This is a genomic window from Neobacillus sp. SRL179 (assembly GCF_984799095.1).
The window spans coordinates 3,719,013-3,734,747 of the sequence record NZ_OZ481792.1 but is presented as its reverse complement, the minus strand read 5'-3'; the positions used below and the strand labels follow the sequence as shown (position 1 = coordinate 3,734,747).

Below are 15,735 nucleotides of genomic sequence, written 5' to 3'. Positions count from 1 at the left end.
GTTATAAAACTGCACTAAAACCCTCTAAAAATCAATTTTAGAATAAAACCATCATGAAAATAGAGGAAAAAACTCGTTCACACTTTAGAAACAACTACGATTTAATTTGTGACGTCGGTCACAGAATGGGTTTATTTTTAATGGTTTAAATAAGGTAGTGAATATGAAGTCTCACTCTAAAACCGCCACTTTTTGTTAGGGACAATACTTTGACCTAACTCTTTTTTATAAACTTCTGTGATCATTTTCACATTTTATCCATATTTATTCGAGACATTTATTGAATCTCTGCGCTAGAGTCCATAATCGATGATAAAGGGACTATGTTCAAACAAGAAAAGAAAAAAATAATGCAACACAGTATAAGCGGTTTCAATTAGGTATTTAATTTGGGATTAAAGTTCCTACACGGACTTTAATATAAAAAAAGAGAGAAAAAATATTTATGGGAGGTGAAGAAATGTTCAAAAAGCTTCTTAAGATGAACAAAAAGTTTTTAATTGTGTTGGCCCTGCTGATTGGAGTATTTTTATCGTTTTCCGCAGTTAAAACAATGGCTTACCTGGATTCACCTGGTTTTTGTCAAAACTGTCATACGATGAAAAACGTTTATACGTCATTCATGGATTCAACGCATGCGGAATTACAGTGTAATGATTGCCATTTACCACACAAGAGTGAGGTAGGGAAATTATTTTTCAAAGGCCGCGCTGGAATGACTCATGTGTATTACAACTCATTAGGTACAGATGATATCCCTAATGTGATTGAAGCGACAGACCGAACAATGAAGGTAATCAATGAGAACTGTATCTCCTGTCATAAGAGTACGATTACCAATGTCTCACATGATGCAAAAGACAGCTGTGTTTCCTGTCACAAAACAGTACCACATGGGAAAGGCTTTAAAGATGATCATTATAATAAGCCACCTAAGTCAGGAGAACTATTAGAAAATAAGGGAGGATTTTAAGAATGGGAAGGTTTCGATATGGGGCATTTGTTCTACTGCTTGTATTGCTGGTAGTGATAACTGGCTGCAGTAAAGATACCAGTGAAAAAACAGCATCCGCAGTGAGCAAACAGACAACCGGCCTATCAGCCGATGAAATTAGTAATGAAGCATTCAAGGACTTATTTCCGCTTCAATATAATAGCTATAAGAAAAATGAAAAGATGGAAGATACGACTTACGGAGGTTCAGTAAAACGCAGTAAATATGAAGTGGATAAAGAACCGTTGTTACCAATTCTCTTTAATGGTTATGGATTTGCAACCGAGTATAACGAAGAACGCGGTCATACTTATGCGTTAGAGGATATTCGTAACATAAAACGGATCACCGATAAATCAGTAGGTTCCTGTTATACATGTAAATCCACGGCTGTTCCAAAAATGATCGAAGAAATGGGCGATGATTACTGGGGAGCTAATTTTAACAAAGATATCTGGCCAAAAGGGGAAGCTATGGGCCACTCACCGATTGGCTGTTCTGATTGTCATGATCCGAAAACAATGGATCTTCGCGTAACACGTCCAAGCTTTTATAAGGCTTTGGAAGCGAAAGGTGTGGATACTTCAAATCCAACCAAAAATGATATGCGCAACTATGTTTGCGGACAGTGTCACGTTGAGTATTATTTTGCAGCAGATAACAGTGAAGTAACATTCCCGTGGACCAAAGGATTTAAACCAGAAGAAATGTATGAATACTATAAAACCATTGCCAAGGAGCAAGGCTTTGAAAAAGACTGGGTTAGCAATATTTCTGGGACCCCTATGTTAAAAGCACAGCATCCTGAATATGAGACCCATTCCTCAGGCACACATGGAAAAGCTAACGTCTCTTGTGCTGATTGCCATATGCCTTATGAGCGTGTTGATGGAAAAAGAAAAATTTCTTCACACTGGTGGACTTCACCATTAAAGACGATGCAGACTTCCTGCGGTCAGTGTCACGGTGATCGTGATTTAGATAAATTAAAAGAGCGTGTTCTTGAAACGCAAGAAGCAAATGTCAGTGCTATGCATGATGCACAGGATGTATCCACATCCTCACACTATTATGTAAATAAAATGATTACTTCTAGTGTAAGCCCAGATAAAATCAAACAAGCACAAGAATATGTTCGCCAAGGCCAATGGTATTGGGATATTGTCGCTGCTGAAAACTCTGCTGGCTTCCATAATCCTCAAGGATCGATGGACTCACTAAGGATTTCAATGGAAGCTTCCAATAAAGCCATTCGTCTTGCTACTGAAGAGCTTGTGAAAAAAGGCGTTAATATGGACGAGTTGGATCTGGAAATTGAAAAAGTGAAAAAAGCAGTCCTGGATGAGAAAGATAACGAAAAGAAAAAGGATAAGGCTGTAAACAGTTATTTCCCTGCCCAAGCACCTGCTGCCCCAGCGGTGCCAAAAAAATAGACCCTTTCCACATAGGTTCTTATTCGTCCCGCCAAGAAGGAATAAGATGGGAAAGAGCCAAAAAACACGACTGAAAACACTGTTTCTATCAGAGGAACAGTGTTTTCTTCTGCTTATTGTGCCAAATAAGTGGTCGACTGTCAATTCAACGGTTGCTTACAGGTTGATTGGCGGAATTAAAGTCGGCGGAACCACCTTCCAAGTTAGCTGAATCCTCGAACAATAAAATTGGTAAACGAAAATCATTGCGAGTTACCACCTAATGGAATACAATAAATCTTTGGAAATTGAATTAGTTTTTATAGTAAAGGAGCGTTTTTCATGCCGCGTGCCTTATGGCTTTTAATTATTGGGATGGCAGTGAATACAATTGGCTCTTCTTTTTTATGGCCTTTAAATACAATTTACATTCACGATCATTTAGGAAGGTCCCTATCAGTTGCCGGTATTGTCCTTATGCTTAATTCGGGGGCAAATGTCATCGGAAACCTTTATGGCGGTCATTTATTTGATAAAATCGGCGGCTATAAATCTATTATTTGGGGGATTGGTATTTCCCTTTTAGCCCTCATCGGTTTATCTATCTGGCATGACTGGCCGCAATATGTTATTTTTCTTACGCTTTCTGGCTTCGGAACAGGTCTTATTTTTCCTGCCATGTATGCCATGGCAGGATCGGTTTGGAAAGAGGGAGGACGTAAATCATTTAATGCCCTTTATGTAGCTCAAAATGTAGGGGTTGCGATTGGGGCATCACTCGGGGGCATAGTTGCAGATTATTCATTCCAATTGATCTTCCTTGCTAATACGATCATGTATGTAATCTTTTTATTTATTGCAGTTTTTGGATATAAAGGGATTAACGTTGAACCAATCATACTAGAGTATAACGATAAAGACTCCAATACGATAAACACCAGCAATATCAATTTACGTGCTCTTCTCATTCTTTGTGGCGGCTATTTGCTTTGTTGGGTTTCCTATAGTCAGTGGACAACAACAATCGCTTCTTATACTCAGGACATCAATATTTCTCTAACACAATACAGTTTATTATGGACGTTCAACGGTGCGATTATTGTCCTTGGACAGCCGCTTTTAAACGGATTTTTGAAGCTTCTATCCACATCACTTAAACTGCAAATAATTATCGGAATTGGTATTTTCATTGTGTCATTTCTTATTGCAGGAAAGGCTGACTCCTTTTCAGGCTTCTTAGTGGCAATGATCATCCTTACGATTGGGGAGATGTTTATCTGGCCAGCCGTACCAACCGTTGCATTCGATCTAGCACCAAAGGGACGGGAAGGATTTTATCAAGGTATTGTAAACAGCACGGCTACCGGTGGAAGGATGATTGGTCCATTATTGGGTGGCTTAATAGTCGATATGTCTAACATATCCGCTTTATTTATCGTTTTAATAGGATTATTCCTGTTAGCCGTCGTAACAACCCTATTGTATGACCGAGGTCTAAAAAATAAGTTGGTGTCAGGCACCATCCGTGGACAATTATAGTGTTTTGTCCGTGTGGAATGGACAAAGGAGGCTCTCCTTTGTCCTTTGTCATATATAAGAATTTTTAAGTTTTGACTTTGAGAATTGTCCAGCTCCAGCGCCCTAACGGCTAGTGTCCTTCGCTCTCCGCCCTACGATAAGTCAACATCGAATCGCCTCCGGCTCTTCGTGTTTCCTTTATCTCAGTTGGAGCGCTCCAGGCCATACGCCGCTGACCAGGGCGCTTCCGCTTTTCTCATTTTTGGAGACAGGCGGAGCACCACAAAAACCTGTGTTTAAAAGGGAAGTATTTTGTCCATAATGAAATTAGGCGTTTGTTTGCTTGCATAGTGGCTGAAAATTTAATACAATAACCGTAATACTTTATATTAAAAAAACAGTGATCAGGAGTAGTAATGATCCATACTCGAAAGATAGAGAGTTGACGGCTGGTGCAAGTCAACCGGGTACATCATGAACTCGCCTATGAGTTGCAAGCATGAAATGGTAGTAATGTTTGCCGTTTTCCGCGTTAAGGATGAATGAAGCGAGTGTTAACAACACTAATGTGGGTGGTACCGCGGGAAGATACATACAATCCTCTCGTCCCTTTTTGGGATGAGGGGTTTTTATTATGCTTAGGAGGAAAAGTTATGAGCTTTAATCATCAACAAATTGAGCAGAAGTGGCAAAGGGTTTGGGAAAATGAAAAAACGTTTAAAACAAGCGAGGAATATGATAAGCGGAAGTTCTATGCTTTAGATATGTTTCCCTATCCATCTGGAGCCGGACTCCATGTTGGACACCCTGAAGGCTATACAGCTACCGATATTCTTTCACGTTTAAAAAGAATGCAAGGTTATAATGTTCTCCATCCAATGGGCTGGGATGCATTTGGATTACCTGCAGAACAATATGCATTAGATACCGGAAATGACCCTGCAGAATTTACCAAACACAATATTGATACATTCCGCAGACAAATTAAATCATTAGGCTTTTCCTATGATTGGGATCGTGAAGTCAATACAACGGACCCGGAATACTATAAATGGACGCAGTGGATTTTCTTAAAGCTTTGGGAAAAAGGGCTTGCTTATATTGATGAAGTAGCCGTAAACTGGTGTCCTGCTCTCGGAACCGTTTTAGCAAATGAAGAGGTTATTGACGGGAAGAGCGAGCGCGGCGGCCATCCAGTTGAGCGACGTCCGATGAAACAATGGATGTTAAGAATCACAGCTTATGGTGACCGATTACTAGAAGACCTAGAAGAGTTGGATTGGCCGGAAAGCTTGAAGGAAATGCAGCGCAACTGGATTGGCCGTTCTGAAGGAGCAGAAGTAACCTTCGCGATTGATGGACATGATGAAACTTTTACTGTTTTCACAACTCGTCCGGACACATTATTCGGTGCCACTTATGCCGTTCTTGCTCCTGAACATTCTTTCGTTGATAAAATTACGACAGCAGAACAACGTGCAGCTGTTGATGCCTATTTAGATAAAGTAAAAATGAAAAGCGATCTTGAACGCACAGACTTAGCCAAGGAGAAAACAGGTGTATTTACTGGCGCTTATGCCATTAACCCAGTAAATGGTGAAAAAATGCCGATTTGGATTGCTGACTATGTCCTTGTCAGTTACGGAACTGGTGCCATTATGGCTGTTCCAGCTCACGATGAACGTGACCATGAGTTTGCAAAACAATTCCATTTATCCATCAAACCAGTGGTTGCAGGTGGCGATGTAGAGAAAGAAGCTTACACAGGTGATGGAGAACATATTAACTCCGAGTTTTTAAATGGGTTAAATAAAGAAGAGGCCATTTCTCAAATGATTTCCTGGTTAGAAGAAAAAGGGATTGGAACAAAAAAAGTAACCTATCGTTTACGTGACTGGTTATTCAGCCGCCAGCGCTATTGGGGCGAGCCAATTCCAATTATTCATTGGGAAGATGGGACGATGACCGCCGTTCCTGAAGAGGAGCTTCCATTGACATTACCAAAAACGACAGACATTAAACCATCCGGTACAGGTGAATCACCGCTTGCTAACATCGAGGATTGGGTAAATGTCGTTGATCCAGAAACAGGTAAAAAGGGCCGTCGCGAAACAAATACGATGCCACAATGGGCAGGCAGCTGCTGGTACTATTTACGATATATTGATCCGAAAAATGATGAAGCATTAGCATCAAAAGAGAAATTAAATCATTGGCTTCCTGTTGATATTTATATTGGCGGTGCCGAACATGCCGTGCTTCACTTGTTATACGCTCGCTTCTGGCATAAGTTTTTATATGATATCGGTGTGGTGCCGACGAAAGAACCATTCCAAAAGCTTTTCAACCAAGGAATGATTCTTGGCGAAGGTAATGAAAAAATGAGTAAATCAAAAGGAAATGTGGTAAATCCTGATGATATTATCGAAAGTCATGGTGCCGATACCCTTCGTTTATATGAAATGTTTATGGGCCCGCTTGATGCATCAATTGCCTGGTCAACAAATGGCTTAGACGGATCCCGCCGTTTCTTAGATCGAATATGGCGTTTATTAGTGGAAGAGGATGGTTCATTAAGTCCAAAAATCAAAGTAACGGAAGATGCTGCAGGTTTGGAAAAAGTTTATCATCAAACCGTTAAAAAGGTAACTGAAGATTACGAGGGCTTGAGATTTAATACAGCTATTTCTCAAATGATGGTATTCATCAATGAGGCCTACAAAGCAACCGTCCTTCCAAAGGATTATATTGAAGGCTTTGTTAAATTGCTTGCGCCTATTTGCCCGCATATTACCGAAGAACTTTGGGAAAAGCTTGGTCACAGTGGAACTATTTCTTACGAAGCATGGCCTGCCTATGATGAAGCAAAATTAGTCGACGAAGAAGTGGAAATTGTTATTCAAGTCAATGGTAAGGTAAAAACAAAGTTGATGGTACCTAATGATGCAAGCAAGGAAGCATTGGAAGGAATCGCAATGGATGATGACCGTGTGAAAGAGCAAATTGAAGGAAAAACTGTACGTAAGGTAATAACTGTACCTGGTAAATTGGTGAATATTGTAGCAAACTAAACAGATAGCTCCAGCGTCTTGGTGCTGGAGCTATCTGTAAAAATAGAACATTCTTCTGCAAATCCAGGGGATGTTTTTTGAAAGGATGAGTGGGATGGAAGAAATTCAAACAATTACACCCGAAGAGTTAGAAAAAAAGCTTGAGGCAGGGGAAAAACTTGAGCTTGTCGATGTAAGAGAAAATGAAGAAGTAGTATTCGGGATGATCCCAGGGGCTAAGCATATCCGCATGGGGGATATTCCTGCTAACCTTGACTATTTTGACAAGGATAAAGAATATATATTTATTTGCCGCTCAAGTGGCCGCAGTGGGAATGTTTGTCACTACATGCAAGAGCAAGGATATAAAGTCCGCAACATGGTTGGCGGAATGCTCGCTTGGACTGGTGAAACAGAATACGTTGAATAACCGATTCCAAACTGGAATCGGTTTTTTTTTGAAACTGTGGAACTACAGAAAGTCGATGTTTATCCTCCTTGCAGTCTCCTGATATTGATAGGTAAACATTAGGTACCACCTGTGGTTGTATCAAATCCTCGGTTATGTCCGGATGGGCGGCCGCCACGACTGAATTGATCCTGCTGACCGCTATCACTAAAGTCCTGTCCGCCATTGTCAAAGCTATTATTTGAATATTGATCATTCTGATTAAATTGTGAAGAATTGTCACCGCTCATGGAATCGTCAAATCCTTGACCTTGTTTGGGAACACCCTGAGAACCTAAACGATCTTGTGATTGTGTATTTGTATTATTTTCTTCAGGGAAGCCCTGATTAGATACCATTTGATTGTTAGTCTTGTCCCCATTTGATAATCCAAGATAGGAAACCATTCCAGCAACGAGAGCTAAGCTGCCAAAGCTGACTCCCCATGAAATTTTTTGCTTTTTATCCATAAATATTACTCCCTTCATTTATGACCTCAAAACGAGTTTACAAGTCCTAACTTAAAATAACCTTAACTTTAAAAGAAGCTAATTTTAAAAATTCAGAATAAAGGACATAATGGTAGTAAAAAAGAAAGGGAGATTCTAAGTGATACAGGTAAAATTGTTTGACCGAGAGCATGAGAAGGATTTAGAAAAGGAAATGAATCGCTTTTTAAAAGGAATCGATGAAAAAAGTCTATATGATATCAAGTATAATGTAGCTGCAATAACAGAGGATGAAGAAGAAGAACAGATATATTGCTTTACAGCCATGATTATTTATAGGGCCTGACGTTTGTCAGACCCTATTCTTAGTGTTAAGAGCAGCGTTTGTTCCAGCTAATCGGCCTGTTACGAGCGCAGAGGTAATATTATATCCGCCAGTGTAGCCGTGGATATCCAAGATTTCACCGCAAAAATAAAGTCCGCCCATTAATTTTGAGGCCATAGTCTGTGGTTCAATCTCTTTAACGGTGACTCCGCCGCCTGTGACAAATGCCTTATCAAGTGGCAGGGTGCCATTCACTTGAATCGGGAAGTGCTTACAGCTTTTTGCAAAAGCTCGGATTTTTTCATTAGTAATAGTTCCACCTTGCTCAGCAGAGTCAATGCCATTATAGTCAAATAGAAAAAGGAGATAACGTTCAGGGACAAGACCTTTTAAAGTGTTTTTAATACTTTTTTTCGGCTCACTTTTTACGAGTTTCACTATTCCTTGAAAAAACTCTTCTTCGGTTTGATCTGGGATGACATCGAGGCTCATCGTCACTTCAGTTAACTTCCACTTTTTCAACGCTTTTACCACAAACTGACTGCAGCGAAGCACAGCAGGACCGCTAAGGCCAAAGTGTGTAAAAAGCATATCCATCCGGTGGGTAATAATCGGTTTGCCCTTAGGATTTAACACACTGACATTAATGTCTCGTAAAGCTAAACCTTGCAGGGTTTTATTTTTAATAAAAGGCTCACTAGAGGTGACAGGGACTTCAGTGGGAAACAATTCCGTAATCGTATGTCCAGCTTTTTCTGCCCAGGCATATCCGTCACCAGTTGATCCAGTATGGGGGACGGATTTACCGCCGACAGCAATCACAATCGATTTTGCTGTAAAGCGTTGACCATCTTTTAATACCACACCGGAAACCTGTCCGTCTTCATACAGGACATCTGCCACAGGACTATTTTTATAAACCTTTACACGAAGTTTCTCTAATTGTTCTAAGAGCGCATCAACTACAGATTGTGCTTTATTAGACACAGGAAACATCCGTCCATGATCCTCTTCTTTCAAGGCAATCCCGAGTTTTTCAAAAAAGCGAATAATATCTTCATTACTAAAAATCGAAAAGGCACTATATAGAAACTTACCGTTCCCAGGGAGGTGCTTAATAATTTCTTCAACTGGCAGACGGTTCGTTACATTGCAGCGACCGCCGCCAGATATAGCAAGCTTACGGCCAAGCTTTTCCCCTTTATCGATTAAAAGTACCTTTGCCCCTTTTTCACCGGCAGCAATCGCAGCCATTAAGCCGGAAGGTCCGCCGCCAATCACAATTACATCGTAATCCATATATCCACCAACTTTTAAGTATTCACTTCATTATACAAAACTTGTGAAAATAAAACGAATGCTGCGGAATTTTTAATGAAAATAAGTCTGTTGTTAGTAGCATCGGAGGAAAAGAAGTTGTAAACTACTAATAGTGTGCAAAAAGCGTCGAATATTCTTTAGGAAACCACGAATATTTTTCTTCGGGTAGGAAGGGATTTTATGCAGTCAAAGCTTTTAAGAGGAACCTTTATATTAACTCTTGGAACATTACTTTCCAAGGTGATTGGCTTAATTTACGTTATTCCGTTTTATCAAATTGTCGGGAAAGAAGGGACTCAACTTTATTCCTATTCATACGTCCCCTATACAATTTTCATTAGTATCGCTACAGCAGGTGTACCGCTAGCCGTTTCAAAATTCATTGCAAAATATAATGCTTTAGAAGAGTATGCCGTTGGAAGAAAATTGTTTAAGTCTGGCATTGTGGTTATGTTAAGTACAGGTATTGCAGCGTTTTTAGTGATGTATTTAGCTGCCCCTTTGCTAGCGGAAATGAGTCATTCAGATGAAAAACAGTTAGATTCCATTATAACAGTTATTCGGGCTGTTAGTTTTGCTTTAATACTAGTTCCCTTTATGAGCTTAATCAGGGGATACTTTCAAGGACATCAGTCAATGGGGCCATCTGCTGCTTCTCAGGTAGTGGAACAAATCGTTCGGATTATGTTTACATTAGTTGGAGCATATGTTGTTTTGAAATTTCTAGATGGGTCCATTGTGACAGCAGTTAGCGTAGCTACATTTGCAGCCTTTATTGGGGCGATTGGCGGCTTGTTCGTCTTATTTTGGTATTGGTATAAAAGAAAACCTCATTTAGACCAGCTGTTAGAGCATGATAAAGGGACACTGCATGTTTCACTGAAGGAAATCTATAAAGAAATTTTTATTTACGCAGCCCCATTTGTTTTCGTGGGGATTGCTAATCCATTGTTTCAATTCATTGACCAATTTACCTTAACTCGGGCCATGGTAGAAATGGGTGTGTCAGAAAAATTGGCAGATACCGCTTTTGGTATCCTGAATTTTGAGTCCCATAAGATAGTCATTATACCCGTTTCATTAGCAACTGCCTTTTCATTAACCCTAGTGCCAAGCATTACGAAGGCATTTGTAGAAAATGATCGAAAAAACCTAAACCGTCAATTAAATCAGACCTTCCAAGTTCTATTATTTTTAACATTGCCAGCGGCAATCGGTCTTTCCTTATTGGCAGAACCTGTTTATACTGCATTTTATGAACATGACCCACTAGGTACACAAGTATTAAGTGCATATGCTCCAGTAGCGATTTTGTTTTCTCTTTATTCTGTTACTGCTGCTATTTTACAGGGAATTAATGAACAGCGTTTTACTATTTTAAGTTTACTAGTGGGACTATTGATAAAGCTTTCCATCAATATACCTTTAATTAAAATGTTTGAAACGAAAGGGGCCGTTCTAGCAACAGCACTTGGGTATACGGCAGCAATCCTCATTAACCTAATCGTAATTAAAACTTATTCGAAATATCCTTTTCGATTGGTTTGGAGGAGAAGTTTATTAATCGTTATATTTGGGGGATTAATGTGGGCAGGTACTGAGATCATGTATAAAATCTTACGATTATTCCTTTCTCCTGCATCTAAAATGGAATCAGTCTTGATGATTATTCTATGTGCTGTTGTCGGAGCTTCCATATATTTTTACCTCGGTATTAAATCAGGGCTTGTCAGTCGCTTATTTGGAGATAGAGTTGAGCGGTTATTGACAAAATTAAAGCTGCCACGAAGGAGGAAAAGCGTTGAGAATTGATAAGATGTTAGCAAACCTTGGTTATGGCAGCCGTAAGGAAGTTAAGCAGCTTCTCAAAAGTGGTGCGGTCAAAGTAGATGATGTTGTGGTGAAGGATGCCAAGCAACAGGTTAATGAGAAAACCCAAATAGTTACATTAAATGGTGAGACGATAGAATACAAAGAGTTTATCTATCTAATGATGAATAAGCCGCAAGGGGTACTATCTGCAACTGAAGATAGCGCCACTGAAACAGTCATTGACTTATTGGAGCTCGAAGACCAGGTATATGAGCCGTTTCCAGTCGGCAGATTGGACAAGGATACGGAAGGTTTACTTTTGATCACCAATGATGGGCAATTGGCTCATCGGTTACTTGCTCCAAAAAAACATGTACCGAAAACGTATTTTGCCGTGATTGACGGAGAAGTAACTGAAGCGGATGTTAACGCCTTTGCTCATGGGGTAACTCTAGATGATGGGTACGAAACAAAGCCTGGTGAACTGACGATTATAAAGTCTGGGATTCACTCTGATATTGAATTAACAATTACTGAAGGAAAATTTCATCAAGTAAAAAGAATGTTTGAAGCCGTTGGAAAAAGGGTCGTTTACCTTAAACGAATTTCCATGGGACCACTTCCGTTAGATGAAACTCTCGAGCTAGGTGAATATCGGGAATTATCGGATGAAGAAATGGAGTTACTGAGAAATTATCAAGTGAAATAAGAACAAACAAAACGGACAAGGCAGCTGCCTTGTCCGTTTTGTTTGTTTGTGGAATTATGCTTGTAAAAACGATTGTAACATCCAGTTATGTTTATTTAGTTTACCAACTAAATCTAAAAACATATCGCTGGTCACTTCGTCATTGTTTTGTTCGGCAACTTCCATCCCCGTTTTTAATTCATCGATTATTAATGAGAAATCTTTAATAATAGTTTGAACCATTTCTTCGGCGGTTAATTTTTCGTTTGTTTCTTCAATGGTTGCTAGTTGAAGATATTCTTTTAATGTTGAAATAGGCTGGCCGCCAATCATTAACAATTGTTCTGCCAATTCATCAATAGTGGCTGCTGCCCCTTCATATAGTTCTTCAAATTTTCCGTGTAAGGTAAAAAAGTGAGGTCCTTTTACATACCAGTGAAAACGATGTAATTTTGTGTACAATACATTCCAGTTGGCAATTTGTTGGTTTAATACTTGTGCTAATGTCATTGACCATTCCTCCTAATTTCTAATTTATTTAATTATAACATATACTAAATAAAAGTAAATATTAAATTATAATTATTATAAATAAGAAATTGTAAGGGCGTATTTATGCTGTAATTCTTCAAGTTCATTCCCAAAGAATTTTTATCAAAAATAAGTAACGAGTTAGCACAATGGGTATCTTATTAATATTTACTATGGATTGATAGGGGGAAATATCATGAAATTGACTCATGAACAAGCAATTGAATTGCATGGTTTTAACAATCTTACAAAGTCATTAGCTTTTAATATGTACGATATTTGTTATACAAGAACTAAGGAAGAACGTGAAGCCTATTTAAAATATATTGATGAACAATACAGTGCGGAAAGGCTTCAAAAGATATTAGTCCATGTTTCTGATATCATTGGAGCACATGTCCTAAATGTGGCCAGCCAGGATTTTGAACCTGCAGGAGCGAGCGTGACGCTGTTGGTATCAGAGGGACCAGTTGCTAATGTTCCATCTGAATCATTTGAGGAATCTCCTGGACCGCTTCCAGAATCCGTTGTCATGCAATTAGATAAGAGTCATATTACAGTTCATACATATCCAGAATTTCATCCTGACGAAGGAATCAGTACATTTAGAGCTGATATCGATGTCTCAACCTGTGGAGAAATTTCGCCGCTGAAGGCCCTGCATTATTTAATTCGCTCATTTGAAACGGATGTAATGACGATTGATTACCGGGTGCGTGGATTTACAAGGGATAAAACCGGACACAAGTTATTCATTGATCATGAAATAAACTCTATTCAAAATTACATCCCAGAAGATGTGGGTGAATTATTCGATATGATTGATGTGAATGTTTATCAGGAACATATTTTCCACACAAAATGCAAACTGCGGGAATTTGATTTAAATAACTATTTGTTTGGCTATACAAAAGATAAGCTAACACCGGATGAACATATTGAAATAACGGAGAGGTTAAAGATAGAAATGGATGAAATTTTTTATGGGAAAAATATTGTCTAAAAGGTAAAAATAGACTCTTTATGTGTTCCTGCAAGGTCCTAATCGACTGAACCTCTAGAAAAAAAGGACGGACGGTAGAATAGAGTGGTTCTAATCGCCCGAACCGCAAGAAAGAAAGGGGAACGGTAGCATAGAGCGTCTCTAATCGCCTGAACCTCTAGAAAAAAAGGACGGACGGTAGAATAGAGGGGTTCTAATCGCCCGAATCCCAAGAATGAAAGGGGGAATGGGAGCATAGAGTGTCTCTAATCGCCTGAACCTCTAGAAAAAAAGGACGGACGGTAGATTAGAAGGTCTCTAATCGCCCGAACCGCTAGAAAAAAAGGGGAACGGTAGCATAGAGGGTCTCTAATCGCCCGAACCGCTAGAAAAAAAGGGGAACGGTAGAATAGAGGGGTTCTAATCGCCCGAACCGCTAGAAAAAAAGGATGAACGGGAGCATAGAGGGTCTCTAATCGCCCGATCCGCTAGAAAAAAAGGATGAACGGGAGCATAGAGGGTCTCTAATCGCCCGAATCCCAAGAATAAAAAGGGGAACGGTAGCATAGAGGGTCTCTAATCGCCCGAACCGCAAGAATAAAAGGGGGAACGGGAGCATAGAGCGTCTTTAATCGCCCGAACCGCTTTAAAAAAAGGACGGACGGTAGAATAGAGGGTTTCTAATCAACCAAACCTCTCAAAAAAAGAGAAATAGAGGATTCAATCCTAGAGAGCATATTTGACTAGCTTATCCCATACATTGAATTGAAAAGATGTAGGGGGGATGTCTATGCAATTTTACTATGGACAACAAATGCCATTACGTATTTTAGATGAGGCAGAATTTTGGAAGCACCAAGAGGAAGAACACACGGTAGTCATTAGAGAGTTGGTTACAGGACTTGAACCAGAATTCGTCGATGCCTTGAAAAAGTGGGAGGAAGCTCTTGGTAATACTCATCAGCAGGTTGTTCGTTTTATTGAATCTGTCATCAGATCTGGGACACAGGTATCCAATCAATTATATCAACAAGTATTACAGCTCGTTTTCTATTGCTTGCAGGAAAGTCAGGCATTTATTCAGCTATGTGAGCAGATTAAAACACAAAGTGCTGCTGTGAGTAGTAATCAGACAGCAAAAGTAGTGCTAAATCATATTATCAGAGAGTCTGAGTACTTTATTGGAATTGCCCAGGCCTTGTTATCCAGCGGGCAAGGAACTGGACAATAAGCTTTCTTATCAGAAATTCTGAATGAAAATAAACTATGGCGGTGCCTTACTAGTGGAGGTTACCGTTTTTCTTTTTTTAAAGAATACTTGACATGAAACCAAATGGTGTCATATAATTTTAACATGAAACCAAATGGTTACATATAAAAACCAAACTAATTCTAGGAGGCTATTAGAGTGGCAAATGAATCACAAGCAACATTAGAGGATATTAAATATACAGTCGTTTATCATGCACCAATTACTAAAGTATGGGATGCAGTCGCAACAGCAGAAGGACTTAGTGCATGGTTCATGCCGAATGATCTGGAGCCTATAGAGGGCCATGAATTTCACATTAATGCAGGACAATTTGGTATGTCACCGTGTAAAGTTACCCATGTTGATCCACCAAACCGTCTATCTTTTAATTGGGGCAAAGATTGGACACTTACTTTTGAATTAAAAGACCTAGAAGATAAAACAGAGTTAACCTTAATTCATGGGGGCTGGGATGCTGATAAGGTTACTGAATTTGGCCAGCCTCATACACCAATTCGTCAAAACATGAATCAGGGCTGGGCAGGTCTTGTGAAAAAATTACAAGGGTACGTTGAGGCATAAATGGGTGCTTCCTCAGCAAAACATGATGTTTTTCAAGCCATTGCTGACCCTACTCGTCGGAGTTTATTAAAACTTCTTAGTAATCAAGAAATGCCAGTTACAGCGATTAGTGAACAGTTTCCGATTAGCCGTACTGCCGTTTCAAAACATTTGAAGGTTTTATCAGAAGCAGGATTGGTAAAGGAGCGGAAAGTCGGCAGAGAAACACGTTATAAGCTAGAGCCAGAACCCTTATTTGAATTAAAAGATTGGCTTCAATATTTTGAGTTGTTTTGGAAAAACAAGCTGGGAGCACTTAAGCTTTTCGTAGAGTCCGATGTTGACCAAGAAAGTAAAGGACAGCGTCCAAGCTTTGATCAAAACAAAAAGTGA

Annotated in this window: 16 protein-coding genes and 1 other annotated feature; of the genes, 13 read left to right on the top strand and 3 right to left on the bottom strand. The window is 39.5% G+C overall.

Going from position 1 to position 15,735, the window contains the following annotated elements; translation table 11 throughout:
• Positions 1-460 precede the first annotated feature (460 nt).
• From AC4E8C_RS18495 to AC4E8C_RS18470, 6 genes are all read left to right on the top strand, one after another.
• On the top strand, positions 461-973 hold the full coding sequence (locus AC4E8C_RS18495; RefSeq protein WP_490208122.1) for a NapC/NirT family cytochrome c: 513 nt from the start codon (positions 461-463) through the stop codon (positions 971-973).
• A gap of 2 nt (positions 974-975) precedes the next feature.
• On the top strand, positions 976-2,427 hold the full coding sequence (locus tag AC4E8C_RS18490) for an ammonia-forming cytochrome c nitrite reductase subunit c552 (protein ID WP_490208121.1): 1,452 nt from the start codon (positions 976-978) through the stop codon (positions 2,425-2,427).
• Positions 2,428-2,473: 46 nt separating this feature from the next.
• Positions 2,474-2,638: a hypothetical protein gene (locus AC4E8C_RS18485; RefSeq protein ID WP_490208120.1), complete on the top strand. Its 165-nt coding sequence runs from the start codon at positions 2,474-2,476 to the stop codon at positions 2,636-2,638.
• Between the two features lie 110 nt (positions 2,639-2,748).
• Positions 2,749-3,945, top strand: a complete 1,197-nt coding sequence (locus tag AC4E8C_RS18480; RefSeq protein ID WP_490208119.1) for an MDR family MFS transporter — start codon at positions 2,749-2,751, stop codon at positions 3,943-3,945.
• A 370-nt stretch (positions 3,946-4,315) separates the two neighbouring features.
• Positions 4,316-4,538 (top strand) — a binding site (T-box leader).
• 39 nt (positions 4,539-4,577) lie between these two features.
• The gene (leuS, locus tag AC4E8C_RS18475; RefSeq protein ID WP_490208118.1) at positions 4,578-6,995 is read left to right on the top strand and encodes a leucine--tRNA ligase; all 2,418 of its coding nucleotides are present in this window, start codon (positions 4,578-4,580) and stop codon (positions 6,993-6,995) included.
• Positions 6,996-7,089: 94 nt separating this feature from the next.
• The gene (locus AC4E8C_RS18470) at positions 7,090-7,404 is read left to right on the top strand and encodes a rhodanese-like domain-containing protein (RefSeq protein ID WP_490208117.1); all 315 of its coding nucleotides are present in this window, start codon (positions 7,090-7,092) and stop codon (positions 7,402-7,404) included.
• A gap of 98 nt (positions 7,405-7,502) precedes the next feature.
• Here the strand turns inward: AC4E8C_RS18470 and AC4E8C_RS18465 are convergent, their stop codons facing one another.
• A complete protein-coding gene (locus AC4E8C_RS18465; RefSeq protein ID WP_490208116.1) occupies positions 7,503-7,892 on the bottom strand; it encodes a hypothetical protein in 390 nt (129 codons plus the stop codon).
• Between the two features lie 139 nt (positions 7,893-8,031).
• Here AC4E8C_RS18465 and AC4E8C_RS18460 point away from each other — a divergent pair, with 139 nt between their 5' ends.
• The gene (locus AC4E8C_RS18460; protein WP_490208115.1) at positions 8,032-8,217 is read left to right on the top strand and encodes a sporulation protein Cse60; all 186 of its coding nucleotides are present in this window, start codon (positions 8,032-8,034) and stop codon (positions 8,215-8,217) included.
• 6 nt (positions 8,218-8,223) lie between these two features.
• On the opposite strand, the gene AC4E8C_RS18455 is transcribed toward AC4E8C_RS18460, so the two are convergent.
• Positions 8,224-9,495, bottom strand: coding sequence for a BaiN/RdsA family NAD(P)/FAD-dependent oxidoreductase (locus AC4E8C_RS18455; protein WP_490208114.1), 1,272 nt, complete (start codon positions 9,493-9,495; stop codon positions 8,224-8,226).
• A 201-nt stretch (positions 9,496-9,696) separates the two neighbouring features.
• On the opposite strand from AC4E8C_RS18455, the gene AC4E8C_RS18450 reads away from it, so the two are divergent.
• A complete protein-coding gene (locus AC4E8C_RS18450) occupies positions 9,697-11,328 on the top strand; it encodes a putative polysaccharide biosynthesis protein (protein WP_490208113.1) in 1,632 nt (543 codons plus the stop codon).
• Entirely contained in the window at positions 11,318-12,037 is a 720-nt protein-coding gene (locus AC4E8C_RS18445; protein WP_490208112.1) for a pseudouridine synthase, read from the top strand. Before AC4E8C_RS18450 ends, AC4E8C_RS18445 begins: the two co-directional genes overlap by 11 nt.
• A 54-nt stretch (positions 12,038-12,091) precedes the next feature.
• Here the strand turns inward: AC4E8C_RS18445 and AC4E8C_RS18440 are convergent, their stop codons facing one another.
• Positions 12,092-12,526, bottom strand: a complete 435-nt coding sequence (locus tag AC4E8C_RS18440) for a Dps family protein (protein ID WP_490208111.1) — start codon at positions 12,524-12,526, stop codon at positions 12,092-12,094.
• A 217-nt stretch (positions 12,527-12,743) separates the two neighbouring features.
• Here AC4E8C_RS18440 and speD point away from each other — a divergent pair, with 217 nt between their 5' ends.
• From speD to AC4E8C_RS18420, 4 genes are all read left to right on the top strand, one after another.
• Positions 12,744-13,550 (top strand): adenosylmethionine decarboxylase, encoded by an 807-nt coding sequence (gene speD, locus AC4E8C_RS18435; protein WP_490208110.1) that lies wholly within the window; start codon positions 12,744-12,746, stop codon positions 13,548-13,550.
• Positions 13,551-14,319: 769 nt separating this feature from the next.
• Positions 14,320-14,760: a DUF2935 domain-containing protein gene (locus tag AC4E8C_RS18430; RefSeq protein ID WP_490208109.1), complete on the top strand. Its 441-nt coding sequence runs from the start codon at positions 14,320-14,322 to the stop codon at positions 14,758-14,760.
• Between the two features lie 177 nt (positions 14,761-14,937).
• On the top strand, positions 14,938-15,363 hold the full coding sequence (locus AC4E8C_RS18425) for an SRPBCC family protein (protein ID WP_490208108.1): 426 nt from the start codon (positions 14,938-14,940) through the stop codon (positions 15,361-15,363).
• The gene (locus AC4E8C_RS18420) at positions 15,364-15,735 is read left to right on the top strand and encodes an ArsR/SmtB family transcription factor (protein WP_490208107.1); all 372 of its coding nucleotides are present in this window, start codon (positions 15,364-15,366) and stop codon (positions 15,733-15,735) included.

Excerpts from the sequence above, each read along its gene's own strand:
- AC4E8C_RS18495 (WP_490208122.1), top strand. The coding sequence starts at position 461 with ATGTTCAAAAAGCTTCTTAAGATGAACAAAAAGTTTTTAATTGTGTTG.
- AC4E8C_RS18490 (WP_490208121.1), top strand. The coding sequence starts at position 976 with ATGGGAAGGTTTCGATATGGGGCATTTGTTCTACTGCTTGTATTGCTG.
- AC4E8C_RS18485 (WP_490208120.1), top strand. The coding sequence starts at position 2,474 with ATGGGAAAGAGCCAAAAAACACGACTGAAAACACTGTTTCTATCAGAG.
- AC4E8C_RS18480 (WP_490208119.1), top strand. The coding sequence starts at position 2,749 with ATGCCGCGTGCCTTATGGCTTTTAATTATTGGGATGGCAGTGAATACA.
- leuS (WP_490208118.1), top strand. The coding sequence starts at position 4,578 with ATGAGCTTTAATCATCAACAAATTGAGCAGAAGTGGCAAAGGGTTTGG.
- AC4E8C_RS18470 (WP_490208117.1), top strand. The coding sequence starts at position 7,090 with ATGGAAGAAATTCAAACAATTACACCCGAAGAGTTAGAAAAAAAGCTT.
- AC4E8C_RS18465 (WP_490208116.1), bottom strand. The coding sequence starts at position 7,892 with ATGGATAAAAAGCAAAAAATTTCATGGGGAGTCAGCTTTGGCAGCTTA.
- AC4E8C_RS18455 (WP_490208114.1), bottom strand. The coding sequence starts at position 9,495 with ATGGATTACGATGTAATTGTGATTGGCGGCGGACCTTCCGGCTTAATG.
- AC4E8C_RS18450 (WP_490208113.1), top strand. The coding sequence starts at position 9,697 with ATGCAGTCAAAGCTTTTAAGAGGAACCTTTATATTAACTCTTGGAACA.
- AC4E8C_RS18440 (WP_490208111.1), bottom strand. The coding sequence starts at position 12,526 with ATGACATTAGCACAAGTATTAAACCAACAAATTGCCAACTGGAATGTA.
- speD (WP_490208110.1), top strand. The coding sequence starts at position 12,744 with ATGAAATTGACTCATGAACAAGCAATTGAATTGCATGGTTTTAACAAT.
- AC4E8C_RS18430 (WP_490208109.1), top strand. The coding sequence starts at position 14,320 with ATGCAATTTTACTATGGACAACAAATGCCATTACGTATTTTAGATGAG.
- AC4E8C_RS18420 (WP_490208107.1), top strand. The coding sequence starts at position 15,364 with ATGGGTGCTTCCTCAGCAAAACATGATGTTTTTCAAGCCATTGCTGAC.